At 38.0% G+C, this 24,035-nt stretch carries 23 protein-coding genes; 5 read left to right on the top strand and 18 right to left on the bottom strand.

Annotation, left to right across the window (positions count from 1 at the left end):
• Positions 1-7: 7 nt before the first annotated feature.
• From QPK98_RS07720 to QPK98_RS07750, 7 genes are all read right to left on the bottom strand, one after another.
• Complete coding sequence (locus QPK98_RS07720) at positions 8-793, bottom strand: SDR family oxidoreductase (protein WP_310992580.1); 786 nt, start codon at positions 791-793, stop codon at positions 8-10.
• A 67-nt stretch (positions 794-860) separates the two neighbouring features.
• Positions 861-2,303 carry an aldehyde dehydrogenase gene (locus QPK98_RS07725; protein WP_310992581.1) on the bottom strand — a complete coding sequence of 481 codons (1,443 nt, stop codon included), beginning with the start codon at positions 2,301-2,303 and terminating at the stop codon, positions 861-863.
• Between the two features lie 237 nt (positions 2,304-2,540).
• Complete coding sequence (locus tag QPK98_RS07730; protein ID WP_310992582.1) at positions 2,541-2,687, bottom strand: hypothetical protein; 147 nt, start codon at positions 2,685-2,687, stop codon at positions 2,541-2,543.
• Positions 2,688-2,706: 19 nt separating this feature from the next.
• The gene (locus QPK98_RS07735; protein WP_310992583.1) at positions 2,707-3,135 is read right to left on the bottom strand and encodes a RidA family protein; all 429 of its coding nucleotides are present in this window, start codon (positions 3,133-3,135) and stop codon (positions 2,707-2,709) included.
• A 61-nt stretch (positions 3,136-3,196) separates the two neighbouring features.
• On the bottom strand, positions 3,197-4,615 hold the full coding sequence (locus QPK98_RS07740) for an FAD-dependent oxidoreductase (RefSeq protein ID WP_310992585.1): 1,419 nt from the start codon (positions 4,613-4,615) through the stop codon (positions 3,197-3,199).
• A gap of 103 nt (positions 4,616-4,718) precedes the next feature.
• Positions 4,719-5,984 carry a kynureninase gene (kynU, locus tag QPK98_RS07745; RefSeq protein ID WP_310992587.1) on the bottom strand — a complete coding sequence of 422 codons (1,266 nt, stop codon included), beginning with the start codon at positions 5,982-5,984 and terminating at the stop codon, positions 4,719-4,721.
• A gap of 130 nt (positions 5,985-6,114) precedes the next feature.
• A complete protein-coding gene (locus QPK98_RS07750; RefSeq protein ID WP_310992588.1) occupies positions 6,115-6,813 on the bottom strand; it encodes a hypothetical protein in 699 nt (232 codons plus the stop codon).
• Positions 6,814-6,899: 86 nt separating this feature from the next.
• Between QPK98_RS07750 and QPK98_RS07755 the strand changes: the two genes are divergently transcribed.
• Complete coding sequence (locus QPK98_RS07755) at positions 6,900-7,199, top strand: GNAT family N-acetyltransferase (RefSeq protein WP_310992590.1); 300 nt, start codon at positions 6,900-6,902, stop codon at positions 7,197-7,199.
• Between the two features lie 74 nt (positions 7,200-7,273).
• Here QPK98_RS07755 and msrA read toward each other — a convergent pair whose 3' ends face one another.
• The 3 genes from msrA to QPK98_RS07770 all read right to left on the bottom strand — a co-directional run bounded on the left by msrA (position 7,274) and on the right by QPK98_RS07770 (position 9,935).
• Positions 7,274-7,945, bottom strand: a complete 672-nt coding sequence (gene msrA / locus QPK98_RS07760) for a peptide-methionine (S)-S-oxide reductase MsrA (protein ID WP_310992591.1) — start codon at positions 7,943-7,945, stop codon at positions 7,274-7,276.
• A gap of 109 nt (positions 7,946-8,054) precedes the next feature.
• On the bottom strand, positions 8,055-8,837 hold the full coding sequence (locus QPK98_RS07765) for a zinc ribbon domain-containing protein (protein WP_310992592.1): 783 nt from the start codon (positions 8,835-8,837) through the stop codon (positions 8,055-8,057).
• Between the two features lie 3 nt (positions 8,838-8,840).
• On the bottom strand, positions 8,841-9,935 hold the full coding sequence (locus QPK98_RS07770; protein WP_310992594.1) for a Nif3-like dinuclear metal center hexameric protein: 1,095 nt from the start codon (positions 9,933-9,935) through the stop codon (positions 8,841-8,843).
• A gap of 103 nt (positions 9,936-10,038) precedes the next feature.
• Here QPK98_RS07770 and lpxK point away from each other — a divergent pair, with 103 nt between their 5' ends.
• Positions 10,039-11,046 (top strand): tetraacyldisaccharide 4'-kinase, encoded by a 1,008-nt coding sequence (gene lpxK, locus QPK98_RS07775; protein ID WP_310992595.1) that lies wholly within the window; start codon positions 10,039-10,041, stop codon positions 11,044-11,046.
• Between the two features lie 25 nt (positions 11,047-11,071).
• Here lpxK and QPK98_RS07780 read toward each other — a convergent pair whose 3' ends face one another.
• The 7 genes from QPK98_RS07780 to QPK98_RS07810 all read right to left on the bottom strand — a co-directional run bounded on the left by QPK98_RS07780 (position 11,072) and on the right by QPK98_RS07810 (position 18,918).
• A complete protein-coding gene (locus QPK98_RS07780) occupies positions 11,072-13,309 on the bottom strand; it encodes a response regulator (protein ID WP_310992596.1) in 2,238 nt (745 codons plus the stop codon).
• A 29-nt stretch (positions 13,310-13,338) separates the two neighbouring features.
• A complete protein-coding gene (gene gap, locus QPK98_RS07785; protein WP_310992598.1) occupies positions 13,339-14,337 on the bottom strand; it encodes a type I glyceraldehyde-3-phosphate dehydrogenase in 999 nt (332 codons plus the stop codon).
• A gap of 203 nt (positions 14,338-14,540) precedes the next feature.
• Entirely contained in the window at positions 14,541-15,107 is a 567-nt protein-coding gene (locus tag QPK98_RS07790) for an RNA polymerase sigma factor (protein ID WP_310992600.1), read from the bottom strand.
• Positions 15,098-16,192, bottom strand: a complete 1,095-nt coding sequence (locus QPK98_RS07795) for a glycosyltransferase (RefSeq protein ID WP_310992601.1) — start codon at positions 16,190-16,192, stop codon at positions 15,098-15,100. The genes QPK98_RS07790 and QPK98_RS07795 overlap by 10 nt, the downstream gene beginning before the upstream one ends.
• Positions 16,193-16,243: 51 nt before the next feature.
• Complete coding sequence (locus tag QPK98_RS07800) at positions 16,244-16,465, bottom strand: membrane or secreted protein (RefSeq protein ID WP_310992602.1); 222 nt, start codon at positions 16,463-16,465, stop codon at positions 16,244-16,246.
• A 249-nt stretch (positions 16,466-16,714) separates the two neighbouring features.
• Positions 16,715-17,728 (bottom strand): UDP-N-acetylmuramate dehydrogenase, encoded by a 1,014-nt coding sequence (murB, locus tag QPK98_RS07805; protein WP_310992604.1) that lies wholly within the window; start codon positions 17,726-17,728, stop codon positions 16,715-16,717.
• Positions 17,728-18,918, bottom strand: coding sequence for a pyridoxal phosphate-dependent aminotransferase (locus tag QPK98_RS07810; RefSeq protein WP_310992605.1), 1,191 nt, complete (start codon positions 18,916-18,918; stop codon positions 17,728-17,730). The genes murB and QPK98_RS07810 overlap by 1 nt, the downstream gene beginning before the upstream one ends.
• 115 nt (positions 18,919-19,033) lie before the next feature.
• On the opposite strand from QPK98_RS07810, the gene QPK98_RS07815 reads away from it, so the two are divergent.
• Positions 19,034-20,362 carry a pepsin/retropepsin-like aspartic protease family protein gene (locus QPK98_RS07815; RefSeq protein WP_310992606.1) on the top strand — a complete coding sequence of 443 codons (1,329 nt, stop codon included), beginning with the start codon at positions 19,034-19,036 and terminating at the stop codon, positions 20,360-20,362.
• Between the two features lie 68 nt (positions 20,363-20,430).
• Here QPK98_RS07815 and QPK98_RS07820 read toward each other — a convergent pair whose 3' ends face one another.
• Positions 20,431-20,826 carry a DUF1573 domain-containing protein gene (locus QPK98_RS07820; RefSeq protein ID WP_310992607.1) on the bottom strand — a complete coding sequence of 132 codons (396 nt, stop codon included), beginning with the start codon at positions 20,824-20,826 and terminating at the stop codon, positions 20,431-20,433.
• Positions 20,827-20,953: 127 nt separating this feature from the next.
• Between QPK98_RS07820 and QPK98_RS07825 the strand changes: the two genes are divergently transcribed.
• Positions 20,954-23,584, top strand: coding sequence for a valine--tRNA ligase (locus QPK98_RS07825; RefSeq protein ID WP_310992609.1), 2,631 nt, complete (start codon positions 20,954-20,956; stop codon positions 23,582-23,584).
• A 167-nt stretch (positions 23,585-23,751) separates the two neighbouring features.
• Positions 23,752-23,997: a hypothetical protein gene (locus QPK98_RS07830; protein WP_310992610.1), complete on the top strand. Its 246-nt coding sequence runs from the start codon at positions 23,752-23,754 to the stop codon at positions 23,995-23,997.
• Positions 23,998-24,035: the final 38 nt, after the last annotated feature.

The following is a 24,035-nucleotide window of genomic DNA, read 5'->3' on the forward strand; positions in this document are numbered from 1 at the left end:
AATGAAATCATAAACTTTTGGTTCGTCCGCCATCAACGGGAAGGTTTATTCCGTTAATATAGCTCGCGGCCTCACTTGCCAAGAAGGCTATGGCGTTTGCAATTTCACCCGGCTGCGCGAAACGTTTTGCTGGAACTGAATTTTGCATGGCATCACTAGCTTCTTTTTCTGAAGCATTCATGCGCTTGGCTCTACTGGAAACTACCGAAGCCAATCTGTCGGTAGCCGTAAACCCGGGAAGCACATTGTTTACGGTTATCCCGAATTGCCCCAGTTCATTAGCCATTGTTTTGCTCCAGCTAGCCACTGCGCCTCTAATGGTGTTGCTTACGCCTAAATTGTCTATTGGTTGTTTTACAGAGGTTGAGATTACATTGATAATCCGTCCGTAGTCGGCTTCTTTCATTCCTGGCACTAAAGCTTGAGCCAAAATCTGATTACAGATTAAATGCATGGAAAAAGCCTTCTCAAATTCGTCGGTACCCGCTGAAAATATAGGTCCTCCTTTTGGGCCGCCCGTATTATTGACTAAGATGTGAAAAATTTTATTTGAAGCTGCAATATCAACCTTCTCCTTTAACTGCTGCGGATTGGTGAAATCTGCTACAAAATAATTGTGTTTTTGCCCTTGATCATGAGCCAGCTCTATTAAGGTTTCTTTTAATTTTGCTTGGTCTCGAGCCACCAAAGTAACCGTTGCTCCAAGTTTTGCCAACTGTATAGCCGTTGCTTTGCCAATGCCGGCAGTGCTTCCGCAAACCAGCGCATTTTTATTTGTTAAGTCTAAATTCATATCTTTTCAGTATTCAGTATTCAGTATTCAGTATTTGTAATCTCAGTGATCGATTTCAATTTTAATTTCATTCGTATTTTATACAAACATTCTTAGCTTCGGTAAAAAACTTTAAGGCTTCAAAACCACCTTCTCTGCCTACGCCACTATCTTTTACACCGCCAAAAGGGGTGCGTAAATCCCGGTTTAACCAGGTGTTTACCCAAACAATACCTGCTTCAATGGTTTTTGAAACACGCATACTTCGGTTTAGGTCTGAAGTCCAAAGTGTAGCAGATAGACCATATTTAACCGAGTTGGCCATACGCAAGGCTTCTGCTTCAGTTTCAAAAGGCATAATGGTTACTACTGGACCAAAAATTTCTTCTTGGTTTACTCGACATTGGTCATCATAAACTTCAATTACGGTAGGTTCAAGATAATACCCATTTTCAAGTTCATTTACAACAACCCGCTTACCGCCAAAGAGTATTTTCCCACCTTCTTTTTCGGCAAGTTTAATATATGATTCTACTTTTTCTAAATGTGGTTCTGATACTAAAGCCCCAACATTTGTTTTAGCATCTAAGGGATCACCAACTTTTAGCTGCTTTACCTTTTCAATAAAATCTTTTTTGAATTTTTCGTAAATCGGTTTTTCTACAAAAATACGACTCCCACAAAGGCAAATCTGACCCTGATTGGCAAAGGATGACCGAACCGTTACTGCCAACATTTTATCGTAATCACAATCGGCAAAGATGAGGTTTGGATTTTTTCCGCCCAATTCTAATGATAGCTTTTTAAACATTGGCGCCGCCGTTCTGGCAATATGTTGCCCTGTTTTGGTTCCTCCCGTAAAGGAAATTGCTTTTATAGCTTCATGGGTTACAATTGCTTGTCCTGCCGACGGTCCTGTACCGTGAACAATATTTAAAACCCCTTTTGGTAGGCCAGCTTTGGTACATATTTCGCCTAAAAGAAATGCGGTCATAGGGGTTACTTCACTCGGTTTTGCAACTACCGTATTCCCAGCTGCAATAGCGGGTGCAATTTTCCAAGTAAATAAATAAAGAGGCAAGTTCCAAGGCGAAATACAGCCTACAACGCCAAGAGGTTCACGCAAGGTAAAGTTCATGGTGTTGAGGCCTACATTTTCATGGGCTTCACTTGAAAACTGAGTAATTGCATTCCCGAAAAACCGAAAATTTGCTGATGCCCTAGGTATATCAACGGTTAAGGCTAAACTGAGTGGCTTTCCGTTGTCTATAGATTCCGCCTCGGCAAGATCGACCAAGTTTTCAGAAATTAAATCTGCTATTTTTAGTAATATCTTACTGCGTTCATCAATGTTGGTATTGCTCCATTCCGGGAAGGCATCTTTTGCAGCTTGATAAGCGTTTTCAACATCCTCTTGATTTGAATCTGCTATTTGCGAATACACCTCGCCATTAGAAGGATTGTAGTTATCCAACCATTTTTCTGAAACTGGCGCAACGTATTCGCCGTTTATGTAATTTAGGATTTTCAATTTATCATGTTTTGTAAATCCCACTGGCTTCAAAAACCTGCGCGGATTTAGTTTTACTTTGTACTGACAACCAATTGCCAAAAATATAAGCTTCGTGAAAAGTCTTTAACGAGTTCAATATTTTTTAAACGGCTTCGTATTTAATAAAAGCACTATTCATCACGCAAAGACCTACAAGTAGGCCTTATTCGTCGGCAACACCTTGCAGGGAGCTAACTACTGCGCAATGACTATTGACTAAAATGACCAAACTTTTACATTATCTGCCACTAATAATCCTACTTCTTCAATAGCCGGAAAAATAAGCTTGCCCAAAAAATCTTGAGCCAATTCAAGCCCTTTTTCAACAGTCGAAGATTTGATATTAAATTCTTTATCACTCATAACGCTACACTCTACACTCTTAACTCTTAACTGGAAAATACGCCATCGCCTTTATTTCAACAATCAATTGTGGGTGCGGCAATTGGTGAACGGCAACTGTTGTACGTGCTGGTCCGGTTTCTTTATTAAAATATTCTGAATACACTTTGTTGTAGCCACCAAAATCGTTCATGTTTACTAAAAAGGTGGTTACATCAACAACATCTGCCATGGTTGCGCCTTCAGTGGCCAGATAATCTTTTATGTTTTCTAAAACGGCCCGGGTCTGTTCCTCAATATTGAAATGCATGGTTCCCATTTCATCAATTTTATTTACACCGGCAATGGTATTATCTGGCAGACGGGAGCTGGTGCCGCTAATAAATATGAAATCTCCCACACGCTTTACATGCGGATATGCACCTCTAGGAGTTGCTTTTCCTTCAACTAATTTGCTTTTGTTTTCCATTATTGAACTGTTTTTTTTGATAATCGTATTATCGTAAATCTTAAAATAAGAAAATATATTTTTAATACTTTAAATAATCGGCCATTTCATTTGTGTTAAGAATAACCCGTGTTTGCTCTTTTACAGCTTTCAACTTTTCTTTTAACGACATGTTTTCTGAAAGTTTCCCGTCGTGTAACATTCCTAGAATGGCTTTGTCTTGGGCTCGCCCTAATTTTTTGGCTTCAGAATAGGAAATATTTTCATTAAAGGTAACCAAAGAATATTTGCTGTAATACTCGCCTGGGAATTCCGTTTCGAAGGCTGTTTCTAACTTTCTTTTATTCTGAAAGAGCTCCATTCCGGTATGAGCCTTCATTTCATCAAAATTATCAACTGCCAATTCGCCAATGGCATCGGCATCTTTTTTTCGAATTTTTTCATATTCATCAAAAATTGTCTGCCAAGAGCTCGTTCCAGAAGCGAGACCGTCTTTATGTTGGTTTAAAACTTCATCAAAAACGGCAACATCTTCAAAGCTAGCATTCATGCCCTGGCCGTAAAAAGGAACCATGGCATGCGCGGCATCACCCATTAATAATACCTTTCCGTAGCGGTGCCAGGGATCGCACTTTACGGTTCCCATTGACCCGGTTGGGTTTTCAAAGAATATTTCGGTAAGGTTTGGAATTAAATCCAAAACATCTGGAAATTCTTTTTTGAAGTATGTCTCAACTTTTTCAGGAGTGGTAAGAGTTTCAAAACAGTAATCGCTGTTTTTATACGGTAGGAATAGGGTTACTGTAAAACTTCCGTCTAAGTTGGGCAGGGCAATTAGCATGTCTTCGCCACGCGGCCAAATATGAAGTGCGTTTTTATAGGTTCTATACCCCTTGTTTTCGGCAGCCGGAATCTCAAGTTCTTTATACCCATGGCTAAGCCATTGTTGAGAGATATTAAGAAGGAACTCTTTGTCGTTTATCATGCTCGCCCTAACTACCGATCCAGCACCATCTGTTCCAAAAATTACGTCTGCGGTGTATGTAGTTTCTTTGCCGGTTTCAAAATCTTCAAAGGTGGCGGAAGGGGTTTCGTGATTAACCTCAGTGCAGGTTTGATTGAAAATTATTTTCAGATTTGGCATTTTTTCGGCTTCGTTCAACAAAAGCTTATTTAAACCTGGCCGTGAAACCGAATTGATGAACTTATCTTCATTCCCGCTATACGGACTTAAAAATGTGTTTCCGGATTTTTCGTGAATCATTCGCCCTGTCATCGGAATTAAAAGCGATTTGGCTGCCTCTTCAACGCCAGCAAGCCGCAACCCGCGTAATCCACGGTCACTTAGGGCCAAGTTTATAGAACGTCCGGCGTCTAGGGTTACTTTGCGAAGGTCGGGTCGTTTTTCAACTAAGGTTATATTGAATCCGTGTTGTGCTAAACGCAATGCGAGAAGGCTTCCACAAAGTCCGGCACCTATTATTAGTATGTCTTTATTCATTTTTATTTATTTGTAAAGGCCTAAGACGATTTGATCTATAACGTTCTACATTTATATTGTTTTGTGTTGTAAATCGTAAGCCGTAAGTCCATTCAGTCTTATGTCAATTTTTCAAAACTTGTTTCAATTTCTCTGAAAACCTAAAAACGTCTTCAAAACTATTGTAAAGTGGAGCTGGGGCTATTCTGATTACATCAGGTTCGCGCCAATCGCTTATTACTCCAGCTTCAGTTAATTTTGTGTGTAGTTTTTTATCGGCGTTTTTCACCTGAATTGAAAGCTGGCATCCACGTTCTTCTGGGTTTCTAGGGGTGATTATAGTAATGGCGTCGTTGTCCATTTCGTCTAATAAAAACTCTAAATAGCCGGTTAGTTTTTCAGATTTTTTCCGAATATTATCAAAACCTGCTTCGGTAAAGGTGTCTAAAGACGCTCTAATGGCCGCCATTGATAATATTGGCGGATTACTGAGTTGCCATCCTTCGGCGCCCGGTAAAGCATCAAAATCTTTACGCATATTAAACCGTGTTTTCTTGTTGTGACCCCACCAACCAGCAAAACGCTTTAGTTCGCTATTGTCTGCGTGACGCTCGTGTACAAAGCAGCCGCCTAAACTTCCAGGGCCGCTGTTTAAGTATTTATAGGTGCACCAAACGGCAAAATCTGCTCCTGTTTCGTGGAGGTTAGGTTGAATATTTCCAGCGCCATGAGCCAAATCAAAACCTACCATGCAGTTGTGTTGATGGCCTAATTCGGTAATTTTTTTTAGCGGAAACGATTGACCCGTGTAATAATTAGTACTGCCAATCATCAGCAGGGCAATTTCGTCACCGTGGGTATTTAGTATTTCTTCCAGATCCTCATAACGGCACAACTCCTCACCGTTTCTGGGTTTCCAAAGAATTAAGCCATCTTCAGGGTCAATATTATGAAACTTTAACTGGCTTTCAACTGCGTATTTGTCACTCGGGAAAGCGTCGCTCTCCACCACAATTTTATACTTCGTTTTTGTAGGCTGATAAAAGGAGACCATCATTAAATGCAGGTTGGTGGTCAAGGTGTTCATTACAACTACTTCTGAAGGTTTTGCACCAACAATTTTTGCCATGTTTTCAGCTAAAAATTCATGATAGGGAAGCCATGGATGCTTGGCGTCTGTGTGACCTTCAACTCCTAGATTTGCCCAATCTTTCAGTTCTTCATCTATATATTCTGAAGTGATTTTTGGCTGTAAGCCTAGGGAGTTACCACAGAGATAGACAAGTTCTTCTCCTGAAGCATTTTTAGGTATGTGAAATTTATTTCTGAAAGATGCCAAACGATCGTCTGCATCTTGCTGTTTAGCGTATTTTAAAGTGTTTTGAAACATTATGGTGGGTGAGTTTTATTGCGCTTCTCACAAAAATAGGAATTTATATTGGGTTATTTTGTCATTATGCCATGCAATAGATTGAGATTGGCTAGTCGTTACCTATTCACTTAAAAGAAGTGTTTCGGCATTATTTTACCGTAATATCTGTAAAATATAGCTTAAAGCTGCCAGATTCGTCTTTGTGCATGGTGGAAACCTCAATTCCGTTATAGTTTTTATAAGCCTCCCAAGTGGTACTGAGTGAAGGCTCTGGGGCATTGGCTTTTCTGTAATTCCATTCTCTTACTTTATAATTGTCGTCATAAAATAAATCATACGCATCACCAGGAGTATAACCGCCGTCATTACCGTAAACTATAGTTAATTGGTTTAAGGTGTCTTTTGAAATTGGAGCGACAACATTTTGTTTTTCGGAGAAGGAAGTGCCTTCGTCCCAAGCAATTTGGAAAGGTGCCAATAGCCAATATTTATCATTTATTAAGGAAGCATCGGTTTTCATGGCTACGCTGTCCATTTTTGAACGATTGTAATTTACGATGTCATCTCCAGACCTCATTTTTACAGCTCCAGTTTTTGGTTGCCAGATCCATGATCGAGAAAAATGCTCGCCGTTTCTATCTACATTAAAAGTAAAGGCGATGGTGTTGACGTCATTCCAATTTTCAAAACCATTTGCATTTGCAATTTTGTGAGCGGTGTCTAGTTGCTCAACTGACTCTTTTTGTGAGTTTTCGAATTCAAAACTTGGTTTTTCTGAAGTGTTTTGTGTGTCATTGCACCCAAAGAAAGCGGACAATACGGCAATGGCGAAGATTTTAAATTTCATAATGTTTAATTTTAGAGTAAAAGTAAGAAATAGTTTTCGCTTTTATATTTTTTGTAATTTTAAAGCAGATTAAAAAAAATATTGTAATGAATGTAATTGATAATAAAGAAGAAAGCCGGTTTGAAACTAAAGTCGATGGCCACGATGCCTTTATTGAATATTCAATGCTTCCCGGTGTTTTGTCCTTAAACCATACCGAGGTTGATAAGGCGCTTTCTGGCCAAGGTGTTGCCAGTGAAATGACTGAAAAAACCTTGATGCAAATTGAGCAACGCGGGTTAAAAGTGATTCCTGAGTGTGGGTTTATTAAGAATTACATCGATAAACACCCCGAGTGGAAATCGATTTTGGCAGATGATCAAAAGAAAAAGCCCTCTCAAGATTAATAATATGGAAAGGGCTTTGTGATTTTAAAGAATTGGGTTGAAGTGAAATAAGATAATTTAAACCTTTCTAAAGTTTAATGGTTTTTATTTTCTTTTAATAACTCGGGATACTTTGCCTTAAACTTGTTTATTCGTGGAATGGAAACATTTTGGATATATGGATTGCCCGGATTATTTTTTTCATAATCTTGATGGTAAGCTTCGGCTTTCCAAAACTTCTGAAACGGCAGTACCTGCGCTGCAACTTTATCGCCTCCTAACTGCTGGTTTAGGGCTGCGATTTTCGCATCGATTATTTTTTTTTCAGAATCATTTTGATAGAAAACTATGGATCGGTATGATGATCCGCGATCTGGTCCCTGGCCATTTACCTGAGTTACGTTTTGCGAACCAAAATATACAGTTACCAATTGGCTAAAACTTATAATCTCTGGGTCGTAAATAACTTCAAGGGCTTCGGCATGATCTGCGTGATTTTCATAGGTAGGGTTTTGTGCTTTACCACCGCTATAGCCTGATATTGCTTCGTCTACACCAATAACACTTTCATAAATCGCTTCTAAGCACCAAAAGCATCCACTGGCAAAATAGGCCTTTTTTAAACCATTTTGAGTTTGTGTCTGCACAGGGAGTTGTTCTTTTTGGGCGATTGCTTCGGCAGCTTTATTTCGTTCATTAGAGGGTTTACAAGCCGCTTGAAGGGAGAATAGAAAAACACTGAATATTACAATTGATATTTTCTTCATTTGTTCTTTTTTAAAAATTGGTCTGTACTGTGATAAAAACCTTTCATTTAAAGTACAAAAAAAGCCCTCACTATTATGTGAAGGCTTTGTTATAATTATTTGGGAAAGCTTATCTGAGTTTAGTAAACAAGGCTTCCATCTTTTCCCGTTCTTCATTTGCTAAATCTAAATCTACCAAAATACGACCACTGTGCTCGTCGGTGATGATCTTTTTTCTACCGGCAATTTCCATCTGTACTTGCGGTGGAATGGTAAAGAAAGAACCTCCAGATGCGCCGCGCTCAACAGGAACTACAGCCAAACCATTTTTCACATTGGTTCGTATGCGTTTGTAAGCCTTAACAAGTCTAGGCTCTATTTTATCTTCAAAACTCTCTGATTTTTTGATAAGTGCCTGCTCTTCTTTTTCCGTTTCTTTTAAAATTTCATCAAGCTCATTTTGCTTGTGCTTTAAGTGCTCTGTACGTTCGTTATAGCGATCTTTTGTCTCTTCAATAACTTGCGTTTTCTGCTCTATTTGAGCGTGGAACTCCTTAATATTCTTTTCTGCAAGTTGGATTTCAAGTTCCTGAAACTCTACCTCTTTGCTTAAAGAGTTGTATTCGCGATTGTTACGAACATTGTCTTGTTGTTCAGAATATCTTTTGATAAGGGCTTTTGACTCCTCAATATTATTCTTCTTCTCCTTGATCTGATCTTCAATTACTTCAAGATCGGCATTGAGCTTTTCCAGGCGGGTGTTCATTCCTGCTACTTCGTCTTCAAGGTCTTCTACTTCTAAGGGTAGTTCACCGCGAACGTTTCTAATTTTATCAATTCTGGAATCAATAAGTTGTAGATCGTATAACGCTCTTAACTTCTCTTCAATAGTAACTTCGGTTTTCGTTGCCATAAATTATAAATAGCTAATAGGATTGGTATTTGTTTGTGATAAAAGGACTGCAAAATTAGTGATTTTTTTCTTAAGGAAAGAATGTATAAGATCTTTTGTGTATTGTTCACTCTCATAATGTCCAATATCTGCTAAAAGTATTGCTTTTTCGGCCTGAAAGAAGTCGTGATATTTAAAATCTGCCGAGACAAACGCTGATGCGCCGGCACTTTTAGCCATGCTAATTGCTGAGCTTCCACTGCCGCCTAGAACGGCAACTTTTTTAATGTCTTTATTCAGTAAGGCAGAATGACGAACGCAGTCTGTATTCATGGTTTTTTTAAGAAACTCAAGGAAATCTGTTTCTTGCATGGCTGTGTCAAACTCGCCAATCATACCCATACCAATGTGTTGATCATGGTTTTCTAGGGTGGTTATTTCATAAGCCACTTCTTCATAAGGATGTGCTTTAAAAAGTGCTTTTAATACATGTGTTTGAAGGTGTTTTGAAAATGTAATTCCAATCTGTATTTCTTCTTCAAAATGTAGTTTTCCTCTTTCGCCAATAACAGGGTTTGAAGCGTCGTTTCCTTTAAAGCTACCGCTTCCTTCAATATTAAAACTGCAATTTTCATAATTACCAATATTTCCGCCACCAACTTCAAAAAGTGCATTTCTAACTTTGTCGGCATCTTTTGAAGGAACAAAAGTGATGAGTTTCTTAATTGTTTCGGCTTGTGGAATTAAGACTTTACGGTTTTTAAGACCGAGTTTTTCACAGATCATTGCGTTTACACCATTCCAGGAATTGTCAAGTGCAGTATGGTTTGAGAATATGGCGATGTCGTGTTTAATGGCTTTTAGCACAACGCGCTCCACATAGGTGCTTCCTGTGATTTTCTTTAATCCCGAAAAAATTATGGGGTGAAAGCTCACGATGAGGTTGCAGTTGTTTTCAATGGCTTCATCTACCACTTCTTCTAAAGTGTCTAAGGTTACTAATATCCCTGAAACCTTAGCTTTAGCATCTCCTACAAGCAAACCTGTGTTGTCAAAACCTTCGGAGTAGGAGAGTGGGGCTAGTTCTTCTAATAGTGAAATTACATCTTTTACCGTCATTTGTTACAATTTTTCGTAAAGATAATGGTTTGTAGCATTCTTACGGACGCTAAAATTATTTTAAAGCAATCGTCGTTTTCATTGGAATTAGTACTTTCGTCAAATGAACTTATTGCGCAAATTGCTCTTTCCTTTTTCACTTTTATACGGTGGTATAACGGCACTTCGTAATTTGTTATACGATAAAGGGGTGTTGAAAAGTAAGACTTATGATATTCCAATAATTTGCGTGGGCAACCTTTCTACTGGCGGCACTGGCAAATCGCCTATGATTGAGCTTCTGGTGTCATATTTAAAAACCGACCATGAAATTGCGGTTTTAAGCCGAGGTTATAAACGAAAAACGTCTGGGTTTAAAACGGTTTTGGTAGATAGTACTGTGGAAGAAGTTGGTGATGAACCGCTTCAGTTTAAACGAAAATTTCCCGAAATAAGCGTTGCTGTTTGTGAAGATAGACAAACGGGGATTGAAAAACTTAAGACTTCTGCAGCGGTCATTTTGCTGGATGACGCTTTTCAACACAGAAAGGTAAAGGCCTCGTTAAATATTTTGCTTACTCCATATAACAACTTATATAGCAAGGATTGTATGTTGCCTGCCGGAAACTTGAGAGAGCCTCGGTTTGGTGCCAGGCGAGCACAGATAGTTGTAGTTACTAAATGTCCAGAGAACATTGATGCTCCAAAAATGGAGTTAATAAAAAGGAAACTAAGCCTAAAACCCCATCAAGCGGTTTATTTTTCAAAAATAGGCTACAGCTCCCAAATAAAGAATAATACAGGTTCAAAACCATTGACTTACCTAAAGAATAAAAAATTTCTGTTGGTAACTGGAATTGCGAATCCGAAACCATTTGTGGAGTATTTACGACAAGAAGGCTTGCAGTTTGAGACAAAATCTTTTCCAGACCATCACAATTTCTCTTCAGTTGAAATTAAGCAATTAGAAAAGCACGAATTGATATTAACTACTGAAAAGGACTTTATGCGATTAAGGCCCTTGGCCGATAAAACCGAGATTTACTTTTTACCAATAACAACAATTCTATTAAATGAGGCGGAACTTGACTTTAAAGCTAAGGTCATTAAGAAGGTAGGATTGGTAGATTAATAAGCAAAAACTACTTTGTCAAAGATCATGTGTTTTGAAATATTCGAGTTATTTTTTCAAAAAAGTCTTCAGCTTTAAATGGTTTCGAAATAAAGTCGTTAAAACCAGCACTATAAAAACGTTCTAAATCATCTTCAATGGTGATTGCCGTTAATGCAATAATTGGAATTACACTATTGAATTCGCGAATTTTTTTAGTGGCTTCAACTCCACTGATTCCTGGCATATGAATGTCCATTAAAACAATGTCAAAGCTTTCATTATCAATCTGTTTTATAGCATCTGTTCCGTTATCAACCACCGTACAATGCATGTGTTTCTTTTCTAGTATTTTTTTGGTTATTAGCTGATTGACTTTATTGTCCTCAACAATAAGGATTTTTTTGTTTCTTAGAATTTCATCATTGTCAATAATATCAGTTTCATCTTTGTCAATTCTATTATCCTCAGCTTTAGAAATGTTATAGTTTAAAGTAAACCAGAACTTAGAGCCTTGGCCTAGTTTACTTTCAAGTTGTATTTTGCTACCCATTAATTCCAGGAGATTTTTTACAATAGACAAGCCCAGGCCTGTGCCGCCGTATTTTCGGTTTATTTGGAGTGAACCCTGTGTAAAAGAATCGAAAATTGAAGCTTGATTTTTCTTTGAAACACCGTCTCCTGTATCTTGTACTTCAAAAAGCACCTCTACGGTGCTCGTAGTTTCTTTAAGCTTCTTTACACGTAACCAAATATCACCATTTTTCGTAAACTTTATAGAGTTACTGATTAGGTTTATCAAGATTTGTGATAGTTTTAAAAGGTCGCCTATTACATACTCTGGTAGACTGGAATCGTATTCATAATGCAGGATATTGTTTTTTGTATCTGCGGAGTCTCTTAACCCAATTACTACACCGTCTATTCTTTTCTTTAAGTTGAAAGGTATATTCTCTACTTCAACTTTGTTGGCCTCCAGTTTGTTGAGGTCTAAAAGATTGTTGATAAGCGACAAAAGATACTCTCCAGAAAACTTGAGTGAGTTTAAATGTTCCTTTTGTTTCGGTTTTGGGTTTTCCTCCAATAGCAAATGTGTGAGCCCTGTTACTGTGTACATTGGGGTTCGCAGCTCATGCGTTATAGTTGAAAGAAATTGTGCCTTTGCTCTTGAAGCTCTTTCTGCTTTTTCTTTTGCTTCCTGCAGTTCGGCGTTTTTATCTTGTAACAACTGGTTGGCCTTAGCTCTTAAGTTATTATTTTTATACAAAGACAAAGTCAATAAGGAAAGAATTAGTATTAGCGCAATACTCAACCACCCCGTAAGCTTTCCAAAAAAAAGGGTTTTTTCCTTTTTGCTTATATCGTCTTTTTGGCTGGCAATAGTTTTTTTTAAGTCTCCTATTGCCGATTCAGCTTGAATACCTGCTTCTATTGCATTTAGGTGGGTCTGCCTTAATGAATCCTTTTGTTGGAAATAAAACCTTAGTTCTTTTTCTGCCAAGAGACTATTTTGCTCAGCGATATGGATTTGGGAATTAACACGATGGTTTTCAACTAAAATATAAACAAAGCCATTGGCGAATGCAATTTTTTTGGCAAATGCAGCAGCTTGCTTTGCTTCAATAATTGCGTTTTGGTATAGCTCTAAATTTATAAGCGAAAGTGCATCGGCAAGATTAATATATGCAGCCGCTTCCTGATATACTAAACCTTGGTTCTTAAAATACTTTATGGCCGGATTAAAATATTCAATTGCTGCCTTATAGTTTCCCAGACGCAGAGCCAAAAGACCTCTAGCATAGGTTATTTTGGTTTTACCGTCCTCATCTTCTAATACTTTATATAAAGCTTCGGCACTCTTTAGATATTCTCTTGCATCGGTATAATTGGAGGTTGAAATAAGGATAGTGCCATAAAGATTATATGCTTCGGCCAATTTTGGATCATTGTTAAACTCCTTTGCTTTTATTATCGCATTATCAACATGCTCCGTAGCCTTTTCAAAGTAATTTAGACTGTAGTAAAGGGTGGCAATACCAAGCTCTATATCTGGGTTATAGCTCTGGTATTTTGGAAGCATAGTTAATTTTCTGGCATCCTTTAAACTCTTTGTGGCTTCTAAAAAGTCATCTCGTTCAATAGCTTTTGTAGCCTTATGCCGCAGTTGTTTTATGGTTAAAATAGTGTCTTTTATTTGTGTTTGCTTTCCAAAAGAAGCTGTGGTAAACAAAGCACAATAAAAGAATATTCCAAAAAACGTATATTTTTTAAACAATACTAGCATGGGCTAATTTATAGTGCCACTAAATATAGCTATTTCTCAGATAATCGATCAATTAAGTCTATAATTCTAGACGAATAGCCTATTTCGTTATCATACCATCCAATTATCTTGATCATCTTTCCTATTACCGAAGTCATTTCGGCATCAAAAATACAAGAATGTGGGTTGCCCACAATATCAATGGAAACTATAGGGTCTTGGGTATATTGGAGAATTCCTTTTAGGGAGGTTTCTGCAGCTTGTTTAAAGGCGGCATTGACCGTTTCTATAGAAACTTCTTTTTTTACGTTAAGTGTTACATCTGTCAAGGAACCATTTGGCACTGGAACACGAATTCCGCAACCACCGATAACATCTGCTAGATCTGGAAATATCTTTGTCAGCGCTTTTGCTGCGCCAGTGGTGGTAGGCACTATAGATTGCCCAGCAGCACGAGCTCTACGTAGGTCGCGATGCGGCTGGTCGTGCAGGCTCTGATCTGTAGTGTAAGAATGGACCGTGGTAATATACGCCTGTTCAATGCCACAAAGCTCATGGATTATTTTTAGCATAGGGGCGGCGTTATTTGTAGTGCAAGACGCATTGGAAATAATGTTATCCTGAGGTGTCAAAATGGAGTCGTTTACACCTAGCACTATAGTTTTTATATCGTCCTCTAGCGGTGGGACTGACAAAATAACCTTTTTCGCTCCATTATTCAGGTGGTTTTCAAGCTGAACCTTAGTTTTAAACTTTCCAGTACTTTCAACCACCATATCTATATTTCCCCAAGAAATATTTTCAATATTTTTTTCCGAAGAGAATTTAATACGCTTTCCCGCTACAGCAATGTAGTCGTCACCAGATGAAACATCTTCGTGTAAAACACCATGTATGCTGTCGTATTTTAAGAGGTGACTAAGGGTTTTTGCACTGGCAAGATCGTTTACTGCAACTACTTCTATATTTGGGTTTTTAAGAAGTAATCTAAAAAGGTTTCGGCCAATACGACCAAAACCATTGATGCCTATAGTTATTTTTTTATCCATTACGCAAAATTTTTAGTAGGTATAAGGCGGTTAGGTGCTGTATATATGGTTGGTAGGGAGTTGTTTGTTTGTTTGAGAAAAACGTGAGAGTCTTTAGGGTAGTGTATGGCATGCTTGAATGTTTCTAACAATGTGATTTTAACAAAAGTACAAAAAAAAGCCTCCTAAAATCTAAGCATAGAAGGGCTAATTTACGAAAGTACCTATTGCTTTTGCGAAATAATCTCCGCCAAAAGTTTGCGTGCGCGCAGCAGTCTAACTTTCACGTTGTTTAAGGGTTCTTCTAATTTTTCAGCAATTTCACTATAGCTCATTTCTTGAAAATACCGAAGGTTTATTACCTCTTGGTAGGGCGGTTTCAACTGTTTAATATACAGCAGCAACTCAGCCAAGTTCTGGTCCCTAATTAGACTGTCTTCAGGAGTTGGCGAATGATCAATTATTTTCTGCACTTGCTCGTTTGAAGTATCAGTGGTGTGCGAATAAATAGAAGCATTTTTTTTACGCGTACGATCTATCTGAATGTTTTTTGAAATAGTTACAAGCCAAGTTGAAAAACTATACTTTGCATTAAAGGTTTCAATTTTATCAAAAGCTTTTGCAAAAGTCTCAATGGTAATATCTTCGGCTTCGTATTCGTTTTGTACTCTTTTAAGTTGAAAGCTGTAAACCCTATTCCAGAAATAATCTAACAGAAACTTGAAAGCACTTTGCTTGTTCTGTTTTGCCTTGTTTATTTGTTTTGTGATTTCTTCTGAAGTTATCGCCATCGCGAATTTTTTTCCTTGCTATTGGAAATAAAGATACTTAATTGGCTGAAGAGTAAAAACAATTCATAAAAAGGAATTAACGGAATCAGGTCTTGCTCTTTGAGTTTTTTGGCAGCTCTACCAACAATGATGTACTGAAAAAGTAACCTTAAAAATAGTATACCTAGGGTGAATTGCCATAAACTGGTAAAGAGTAATATAAGCAGAAGAAGCCAAAAAAGTAAGTTAAAGAAATAATAAGCCCCTAATAGTATACGGTGCTTTGGCTTATAAAGTTTTGCGGTTGAATAGTGTCTTTTTTTCTGAAGAAACCATTTCTTCATTTTTTGCTTCGGAATGGAATAGGTGAAAGCTTGGGGAGCAACACAAATTGCTGTGTTTTCTGCGGTAGCGGCTTCGTTTACAAAGAGATCATCATCGCCCGATGGAATTTTAATATGGCTCATAAACCCCTTGTTTTCATAGTAAAGCGTGCTAGTGTATGCAAGGTTGCGACCTACACCCATGTACGGGCTTCCAGCCTTGGCGTATGAAAAATATTGCAGGGCCGTCATCAAGGTTTCAAACCGAATAATTTTGTTTAAGAACCCAGGCTGCTTTTGGTAGGCTCCGTAGCCCAAAACTAATTGTTTCTCATCCGAAAAATTAGAAACCATAAGGCCTAACCAGTCTTTTGAAGCCGGATAGCAATCGGCATCGGTAAAAACAAATCTCGTGTTTTTTGACCTTTTAATACCCAAGGTTAACGCATATTTTTTATTTGCCCAAAACGCTTCGTTGTTCTTTACATTAACAATTTGAATGCGCGGGTCGGTTTCAGCAAAAGATTGCATAACCTCAAGTGTGTCGTCACTAGAGGCATCGTTAATTAAGATAATGTCAAAGTTGGGGTAGTTTTGCGCCTGCCAAATTGGAATGTGGTTTTTAAGATTCTCCGCTTCATTTTTAGCACAAACAATTAGCGAAATTGGATGTTTTTCTGGATTGTACTTTTTTGAAGCTTTTAAAGCGGAAAATTTTGAAAAGAGAAGATAATAAGCACAGTTAATCAACGCAACTGCGCCGAAAACGTAAAGTAGCACCATACAGATCTATGATTGTAGATTGATTTACAAAAGGCGGTTTAAAAGGAAAAACTATTTAGTAGAAGTTTCAACTTCGTGACTGTCCTGTGTACAGGTGTCAAATTGATCAGGAGATTTTCCGCAAAAACCACAAGGTTGCTCTTCTTTATTTAAAAATGGACTCTGGCTGGCGCAAGTCCCTGCAAATTTACCGTCTTTTTTAGCCCAGATTTTAATTGCAATTCCTGCAACACCCAGTAATAATAGTAGTAATGTTATAAGTAGAAGTTTCATTGATATTAAATAAGTAGAAATATGAAAACCTTTTAAAAGACCATATTAATTTGATCAATTTTTAAGCTGGATTTCATCTTTCTGGATTACAGTGCAAAAATACAATCTTTCTTGTAGTTCTGCTCACAATTTAAGTGTTTTTAGTCCCGATTATAAAGATTTTAACGCTCTATAAACTTTAGGTCTTCTTAACGAATTAATCGAGGGCTAACAGCTTGGCAAAATGTAGCTTGTGGAGTTACAAACATGTTAAAAAACATTCACTTCGGGTTCAATACAGATTCCGGTGATCTTTTTTACTTTTTCCTGAATTTTCATTGCGAGTTGCCAAATTTCTTTTCCCGTTGCATTTCCATAGTTTACTAATACTAGAGCTTGTTTTTTATGAACCCCTGCATCGCCAAAACGTTTTCCTTTAAATCCGGCGTGTTCAATGAGCCAACCGGCGGGGATTTTATATTCAGTAGGTGATATTTTATAAAAGGGAGCTTCGGGAAAGTTCTTGCTAAACCTTTTAAAGGTTGCAGCATCCACAATAGGATTTTTAAAGAAACTGCCACTGTTGCCTAGTGTTTTCGGGTCTGGAAGTTTTGATTGGCGAATGGCGATTACGGCCTCCGATATATCTTTAATACTTGGAGTTTTAATATTTTTATCGTCCAGTATTTTTTGAATATCGCCGTATAAAATGTTTTTTTTATGATTGTTTCTTGATAACTTGAAGGTAACACTGGTTATAATATATTTTCCTTTCGCTTCATTTTTAAAGATTGAATTTCGGTATCCAAACTCACATTCGGCTTTGGTGAAAACTTTTTCTTCTAAGGTTTCAATAGCTAAGGCATTACAGCTTTCAAAAGTATCTTTTAGCTCAACCCCGTAGGCTCCAATGTTTTGAATGGGCGCAGTGCCTACGTTTCCAGGAATTAAGGATAGGTTTTCAATTCCGCCGAAATCGTTTTCAATGCAGTATTGTACAAATTCATGCCAGTTTTCGCCTGCCATAGCTTTTATAAATACGCTGTCTTCGGTAGTTTTTAAAATTTCAATTCCCTTTAAATTGAGATGAAGAACAAAAGCATCCAGATTATCAGTGAGCAACATATTACTGCCGCCGCCAAGTAAAAAAAGTGCTTTAGAAGGTTTTTCTAAAAGCACTTTTTTTAGTTCCTCAACCGTTTCTACCGAAACAAAATAGCGAGCCTTGCTATCTATTCCGAAGGTGTTGAGGTTTTTTAACGATTTATGTTCTTCAAACCGCATTAGTCTTTATATTTCGCTAATGCAATCTTTAAAATTTCGACTGCTCTAATTAGGCTTTCCTTTTTAATAACGTATGCAATTCGCACTTCGTTTAAGCCTACTCCTGGGCTGGAATAAAAACCTGCAGCAGGTGCTACCATTACAGTTTCACCGTTATCATCAAAGTCTTCTAACAGCCACTTCGCAAAGTCGTCGCTGTTTTTAATAGGAAGCTGGACAATGCAATAGAAAGCTCCTTTTGGTTCGCCAACTTTAACGCCGGGAATTTCTTGTAAAGCTTTAATTAGGGTGTTTCTGCGGTCTTGGTATTCTACTTTAACTTCGTCAAAATAGCTTTGCGGAGTTTCTAGTGCGGCCTCACTTGCAATCTGTGCAAAAGTTGGTGGGCTCAATCGCGCTTGGGCAAACTTTAATGCCGTAGTCATAACTTCTTTGTTCTTGGAAACCAAGCATCCAATACGCGCACCGCACATACTGTATCTTTTTGAAACGGAATCGACCAAAATACCGTTCTCCGCTAGACTTTCTTCGGCAAGAATGGAATGGTGTATAGAGCCGTCATACGTAAATTCGCGATATACTTCGTCTGCTACCAAAAACAAATCGTGTTTGTTTACAAGTTCCGCCAAAGCTTTAATTTCTTCCTTTGAATACAGATATCCCGTTGGATTTCCAGGGTTACAAATAAGAATGGCCTTGGTTTTTGGGGTAATCAACTTTTCGAATTCAGAAATAGGAGGTAACGCAAAATTATCTTCAAACTTAGAGATAACTGGTACTATGTTAACATCTGCAGCTGTTGCAAAGCCGTTGTAATTGGCATAGAATGGCTCCGGAATAATAATTTCATCATCCGCGTCGGCAATACTGTTCATAGCAAACAGAAGCGCTTCACTACCACCGGTAGTAACAATAATATCTTCTGCTTCTACAGGTATTTGGTTTCTGTGATAATATTGAGCTATTTTTTCACGGTATTCTTCAGAGCCCTCAGAACGAGAGTATGCGAGGGTTTCAATATGGTGGTTTGCCACGGCATTCATCGCAACGTCTGGCGATTTAATATCGGGCTGTCCTATATTTAAGTGATAAACGGTTTTGTTCGCTTTATAAGCTTTTTCGGCATAGGGTACTAATTTACGGATTGGTGATTCCGGCATGTTTTTCCCTTTGTTAGATACTGAAGGCATAATAAATTTGTTTTGTGGCAAAGTTGCAAAATATATTTTATAATTCCCTATTGCTAGCGCAACATTCAGCTTTTTTTTATATCTTCAATAAGTGTTCTGTATAACTCTTAAAACCTTGCTAAAACCACTGCTATTTATACTTCTCTTTAGCTTTTCCGCTTCCGCGGTGGGGCAATCGGGCTTTGCACTTCAGAATAAAAGAAAACGTGATCGTGTTCCATTTCAACTTGTTAATAACCTGCCTATTATTCAGGTAGAAATTAACGGTACGCCCCTCTCATTTATTCTTGACACTGGGGTAAAATCTACTATTCTTTTTAGTTTGGAAGACGCCGATAGTCTGCAAGTGCGAAACACTTCCCCAGTGATGCTTCAAGGACTCGGCGCCGAAGGTTCCTTGGCTGCATTAAAAAGCTTGAATAATCATGTAAAGGTTGGCGATGCGGTTGATAAAAGTCATTCGCTTTATATAATTTTTGATAGCGCGCTAAACTTTTCTCCTCGCATGGGAATTCCCATCCATGGTATATTGGGCAATTCGTTTTTTAAGAACTTTATCGTTAAGATGAAGTATTCATCCGAAGTAATTGTAATCTACGATCCAGAAAAACATACGTTAAAACGGTGTAGACGATGTGAAGATTTGCCATTGAAATTTGTTGATGATAAACCTTATGTAAAACTTCAGGCCGCTTCAGAAACAAGACAAGAAACGGTAACGCTTTTGGTAGATTCTGGTTCTAGCGATGTATTGTGGCTTTTTGACGAAAAAGATTTTATTCAAGAAAACCCAAGAAATTATTTTTACGACTTTTTGGGGTTGGGGCTTAGTGGTGATATTCATGGAAGGCGTGCCAAAATTCCAAAAGTATTAGTGGGAGAATACACCTTGGAAGATGTAAACACTTCTTTCCCTGAAGCTGAGGCCGTGCTAAAAGCGAGATTGTTTAAAGATCGCGACGGAAGTCTGGGAGGTGGATTTTTAAAGCGGTTTACCGTTACTTTTGACTATGGAAACAAGTTGATGCGTTTTAAGAAAAACAGAATGTTTAAAGATCCGTTTCACTATAATATGAGCGGCATTACCCTGGAGCACGAGGGAATGGAGCTTGTAAAAGAGGAAAAACAAGCCATCGTTAATTTAGACGAAGACAATCAAAACCAAAGCTTAGCAAGAAAAGGTGTTTCTATAACTACTGAAGTGCATTTTACTCTAGTTCCTAAATATGTAGTTGTAAATGTTAGGCCTGGCTCTCCTGCTGCGTTGGCGGGAATTATGGAGAACGATGAGGTGGTTTCAATAAACGGAAAGCCTTCGTATGAATACAAATTGTTTGAACTTATTGACTTGTTTTCCAAAAAAGAGGGAAAACGGATTACCATGGAGGTAAATAGAAATGGATTTATCAATAAGGTGAAATTCTACCTAGAAGCTTTATTCTAAAAAATAATAATCCGGTTAAAGCAGCGTATGCCTTAACCGGATCAAAATAGTAATGGAAAGTAAGCGTTTTAGCTTTTTTCTAAAATGCTAGCGTCTTCTTTTAAAACCTGGCCTTTAATCTTTAATGCCACCATTGGCTTGCTGGCGTTAGAATAAACGGTAATGGTTTTTCTAATTGGACCAACACGATTGGTGTCGTACTTTACTTCAATAGAACTGCTTTCGCCAGGTGCTACGGGTCCTTCTGGTTTTTTAGGAACAGTGCATCCGCAACTAGATTTAACATCACTAATAATAAGTGGCGCATCACCTGTATTGGTGAATTCAAATACCCGATGACCGTCACTGTTTTTGGTGATTGTACCGTAATCTACGGTGTCTTCTTTAAAACTGATTTCTGCTTGTTGTGCTTGGGCTGTAAAACTTAAAACAGCAACAAGAGCTATAAAAGCTAATTTTTTCATGATTTTGTTTTTTAGTATATGCTAAGGTAAATAACTTTTGAAGAACAAGCAAAATAACTTATTCACTTTTATTATCCTTTAGATATAATTACTTTTGCAACTTATATCTCAAATACCAGACCAAAGTATGGCTTTAGAAGCAAAGTATAATGCAAAACAGATTGAAAATAAGTGGTATAACTACTGGATGGAGAATCGATATTTTCATTCGGAAGTTGACGAAAGAACGCCATACACCATTGTAATTCCGCCTCCCAACGTAACCGGGGTGCTCCATATGGGCCATATGCTTAACAATACTTTGCAGGATGTTTTGGTGCGTCGCGCCCGCCTTAAGGGTTATAACGCCTGCTGGGTGCCAGGAACAGATCACGCTTCTATTGCTACCGAAGCTAAAGTTGTTGCAAAACTGAAAGCCGAAGGCATTGATAAAGCAAGTCTTACACGCGATGAGTTTTTGGAACACGCGTGGGAGTGGACTCATAAACACGGCGGTATCATTTTAGAGCAGCTAAAAAAACTTGGTACATCCTGCGACTGGGAACGCACAACCTTTACCATGGATGAAAAAATGTCAGCCTCGGTTATTAAGGTATTTGTAGATTTATATAATAAGGGTAACATTTATCGCGGTTACCGCATGGTAAATTGGGATCCCTCGGCAAAAACTACCCTTTCTGATGAGGAGGTTATTTATGAAGAAAAACAAGGAAACCTATATTATCTAAATTATAAAATAGAAGGTAGCGATGATAGTTTAATTATTGCCACCACGCGTCCAGAAACTATTTTGGGCGATACTGCCATTTGTATTAACCCAAATGACGAGCGTTTTGCACATCTTCGCGGAAAAAAAGCAATCGTTCCGGTTTGCAATCGCGTAATTCCTATTATCGAAGACGACTATGTAGATGTAGAGTTTGGTACAGGATGTCTAAAAGTAACCCCTGCGCACGACGAAAATGATAAAGCGCTGGGCGATAAGCACAATCTTGAAATTGTAGATATTTTAAATGATGACGGTACTTTAAACAGCTACGGCCTTCACTATGAAGGTAAAGACCGCTTTGTGGTTCGTAAGGAAATTGTAAAGGAACTTCAAGAAATGGGCGTTGTCTCTAAAGTTGAATCCTACATGCACAAGGTGGGTACGAGTGAAAGAACAGGCGCCGTTATTGAGCCAAAACTCAGCGATCAATGGTTTCTTAAAATGAAGGAACTTGCTCAACCTGCTTTAGATGCCGTTCTTGAAAAAGAGGTGCATCTAGTACCCGAAAAATTTATTAATACCTACCGTCATTGGATGGAAAATGTGCGCGATTGGAATATTTCGCGGCAGCTTTTGTGGGGGCAACAAATTCCCGCATACTTCTATGGCGATGGGAAAGAAGATTTTGTAGTAGCCGAAACCAAGGAAGAAGCTTTAAAGCTAGCACAGAAAAAAACAGGTAACGATCAACTAACAGCTAATGACTTAACCCAAGATCCAGATGCCTTAGACACCTGGTTCTCCTCTTGGTTATGGCCCATTAGTGTTTTCAACGGAATCTTAGAGCCGGACAACAAAGAAATAAACTATTACTATCCAACCAATGACCTTGTAACTGCCCCCGAAATATTATTTTTCTGGGTAGCGCGAATGATTATTGCGGGGTATGAATATCGCGATGAAAAACCGTTTACAAATGTTTATTTAACAGGAATTGTACGCGACAAGCAGCGCAGAAAGATGAGCAAGTCTTTGGGGAACTCTCCAGACCCTATTGAATTGATGAATACGTATGGAGCCGATGGCGTACGTGTGGGGATGTTGCTTAGCTCTCCCGCCGGTAACGATTTAATGTTTGAGGAAGATCTGTGCAAGCAGGGGAGTGGTTTTGTAAATAAAATTTGGAATGCGTACCGATTGATTGATGGTTGGGAGGTTTCCTTGGAAAAGGAGCAATCGCAAAGTGATATTATTGCTCTTCAATGGTATAAAAGTAAGTTTCAGAAAACACTTGCAGAAATTGAAGACCATTACAGCAAATACCGCATTAGCGATGCTTTAATGGCTACTTATAAACTTGTTTGGGACGATTTCTGCTCTTGGCTGTTAGAAATGGTAAAACCACCATATGGCGAAAAGATATCGGAAAAAACTTATTTAGAAGTAATTTCGATTATGGAAGATAACCTAAAAATACTACATCCGTTTGTTCCTTTTGTTTCTGAAGAAATATGGCAGCACATTTCGCAGCGTGATGTTTCGGAAGCTTTAATTGTTTCAGAGTGGCCAAAAATAGAAACTTATGACAGCAAAATTATTAAAGATTTTGAGTTTGCTTCTGAAGTGATTTCAGGAATTAGAACCATTCGAAAGGATAAAAATATTTCGTTTAAAGACACTATCAACCTTTCTGTTTTAAACAATGATAAGGTTTCAAAAGATTTTGATGCTGTTATTTCCAAGCTAGGTAATATTTCAGAATTAAGTTATATTTCCGAAAAACTGGATGGTGCGTTGACTTTTCGTGTAAAAAGCACTGAGTTTTTTATACCAATTGCAGGTGCCATAAATGTGGAAGAAGAAATAGCAAAACTTTCCGAAGAGCTTAAATACACTGAAGGTTTCCTCAAAAGTGTACAGGGCAAACTTAACAACGAGCGTTTTGTAAACGGAGCTCCTGAAAAAGTTGTAGCCTTAGAAAAGCAAAAGGAAGCAGATGCGCTGGCGAAGATAGAAACTTTAAAGGCCAGCCTTTCAGGTTTACAATAACCTAAAGCTTTACGTAAAAGCGGCTTTTTTCCTTGAAATTATTTTGATTTCGGTGGTAGGAGAAAGGCCGTTTTGTGCTTTAAAACTATGCTAATTTGCTGTGAATAGACGTTAATTCTTTCTTTTTTAACTGTTTTGCTTGTATCTTGTACTCAAATAAATTAATTATGGATCAAGCAAAATATAATCAGATGCAGGCAATGCTGCAGAAATTGGAGGATGTTAAGAACAGTCAAGAAAGTATTCTTGACAAAATAAATCATGTAATTACTGATTTATTTCAAAATCCAGATAAAGACCTTGAAAAAGCAATGGAGGCAGCGCATGAGAAAGCTTCAACAAATGTGCAGAAAATTGCAGCGGCCATTGAGGAATACGAAATAAAATTTAATAGGGCGCAACAACAAAGCTAATACCAATAAACTACTGGGCTGAGGTCATGTTTATTTTT

The sequence above is a fragment of the Aequorivita marina genome, assembly GCF_031631895.2.
GTDB lineage: Bacteria > Bacteroidota > Bacteroidia > Flavobacteriales > Flavobacteriaceae > Aequorivita > Aequorivita marina.

Coding starts and splice junctions, on each gene's coding strand:
- QPK98_RS07720 (WP_310992580.1), bottom strand. CDS start 793: ATGAATTTAGACTTAACAAATAAAAATGCGCTGGTTTGCGGAAGCACT.
- QPK98_RS07810 (WP_310992605.1), bottom strand. CDS start 18,918: ATGCCTTCAGTATCTAACAAAGGGAAAAACATGCCGGAATCACCAATC.
- QPK98_RS07730 (WP_310992582.1), bottom strand. CDS start 2,687: ATGAGTGATAAAGAATTTAATATCAAATCTTCGACTGTTGAAAAAGGG.
- QPK98_RS07830 (WP_310992610.1), top strand. CDS start 23,752: ATGGATCAAGCAAAATATAATCAGATGCAGGCAATGCTGCAGAAATTG.
- QPK98_RS07740 (WP_310992585.1), bottom strand. CDS start 4,615: ATGAATAAAGACATACTAATAATAGGTGCCGGACTTTGTGGAAGCCTT.
- QPK98_RS07765 (WP_310992592.1), bottom strand. CDS start 8,837: ATGGCAACGAAAACCGAAGTTACTATTGAAGAGAAGTTAAGAGCGTTA.
- QPK98_RS07825 (WP_310992609.1), top strand. CDS start 20,954: ATGGCTTTAGAAGCAAAGTATAATGCAAAACAGATTGAAAATAAGTGG.
- QPK98_RS07770 (WP_310992594.1), bottom strand. CDS start 9,935: ATGACGGTAAAAGATGTAATTTCACTATTAGAAGAACTAGCCCCACTC.
- QPK98_RS07820 (WP_310992607.1), bottom strand. CDS start 20,826: ATGAAAAAATTAGCTTTTATAGCTCTTGTTGCTGTTTTAAGTTTTACA.
- QPK98_RS07780 (WP_310992596.1), bottom strand. CDS start 13,309: ATGCTAGTATTGTTTAAAAAATATACGTTTTTTGGAATATTCTTTTAT.
- QPK98_RS07800 (WP_310992602.1), bottom strand. CDS start 16,465: ATGAAACTTCTACTTATAACATTACTACTATTATTACTGGGTGTTGCA.
- lpxK (WP_310992595.1), top strand. CDS start 10,039: ATGAACTTATTGCGCAAATTGCTCTTTCCTTTTTCACTTTTATACGGT.
- gap (WP_310992598.1), bottom strand. CDS start 14,337: ATGGATAAAAAAATAACTATAGGCATCAATGGTTTTGGTCGTATTGGC.
- kynU (WP_310992587.1), bottom strand. CDS start 5,984: ATGTTTCAAAACACTTTAAAATACGCTAAACAGCAAGATGCAGACGAT.
- QPK98_RS07735 (WP_310992583.1), bottom strand. CDS start 3,135: ATGGAAAACAAAAGCAAATTAGTTGAAGGAAAAGCAACTCCTAGAGGT.
- QPK98_RS07755 (WP_310992590.1), top strand. CDS start 6,900: ATGAATGTAATTGATAATAAAGAAGAAAGCCGGTTTGAAACTAAAGTC.
- QPK98_RS07795 (WP_310992601.1), bottom strand. CDS start 16,192: ATGGTGCTACTTTACGTTTTCGGCGCAGTTGCGTTGATTAACTGTGCT.
- QPK98_RS07750 (WP_310992588.1), bottom strand. CDS start 6,813: ATGAAATTTAAAATCTTCGCCATTGCCGTATTGTCCGCTTTCTTTGGG.
- msrA (WP_310992591.1), bottom strand. CDS start 7,945: ATGAAGAAAATATCAATTGTAATATTCAGTGTTTTTCTATTCTCCCTT.
- murB (WP_310992604.1), bottom strand. CDS start 17,728: ATGCGGTTTGAAGAACATAAATCGTTAAAAAACCTCAACACCTTCGGA.
- QPK98_RS07790 (WP_310992600.1), bottom strand. CDS start 15,107: ATGGCGATAACTTCAGAAGAAATCACAAAACAAATAAACAAGGCAAAA.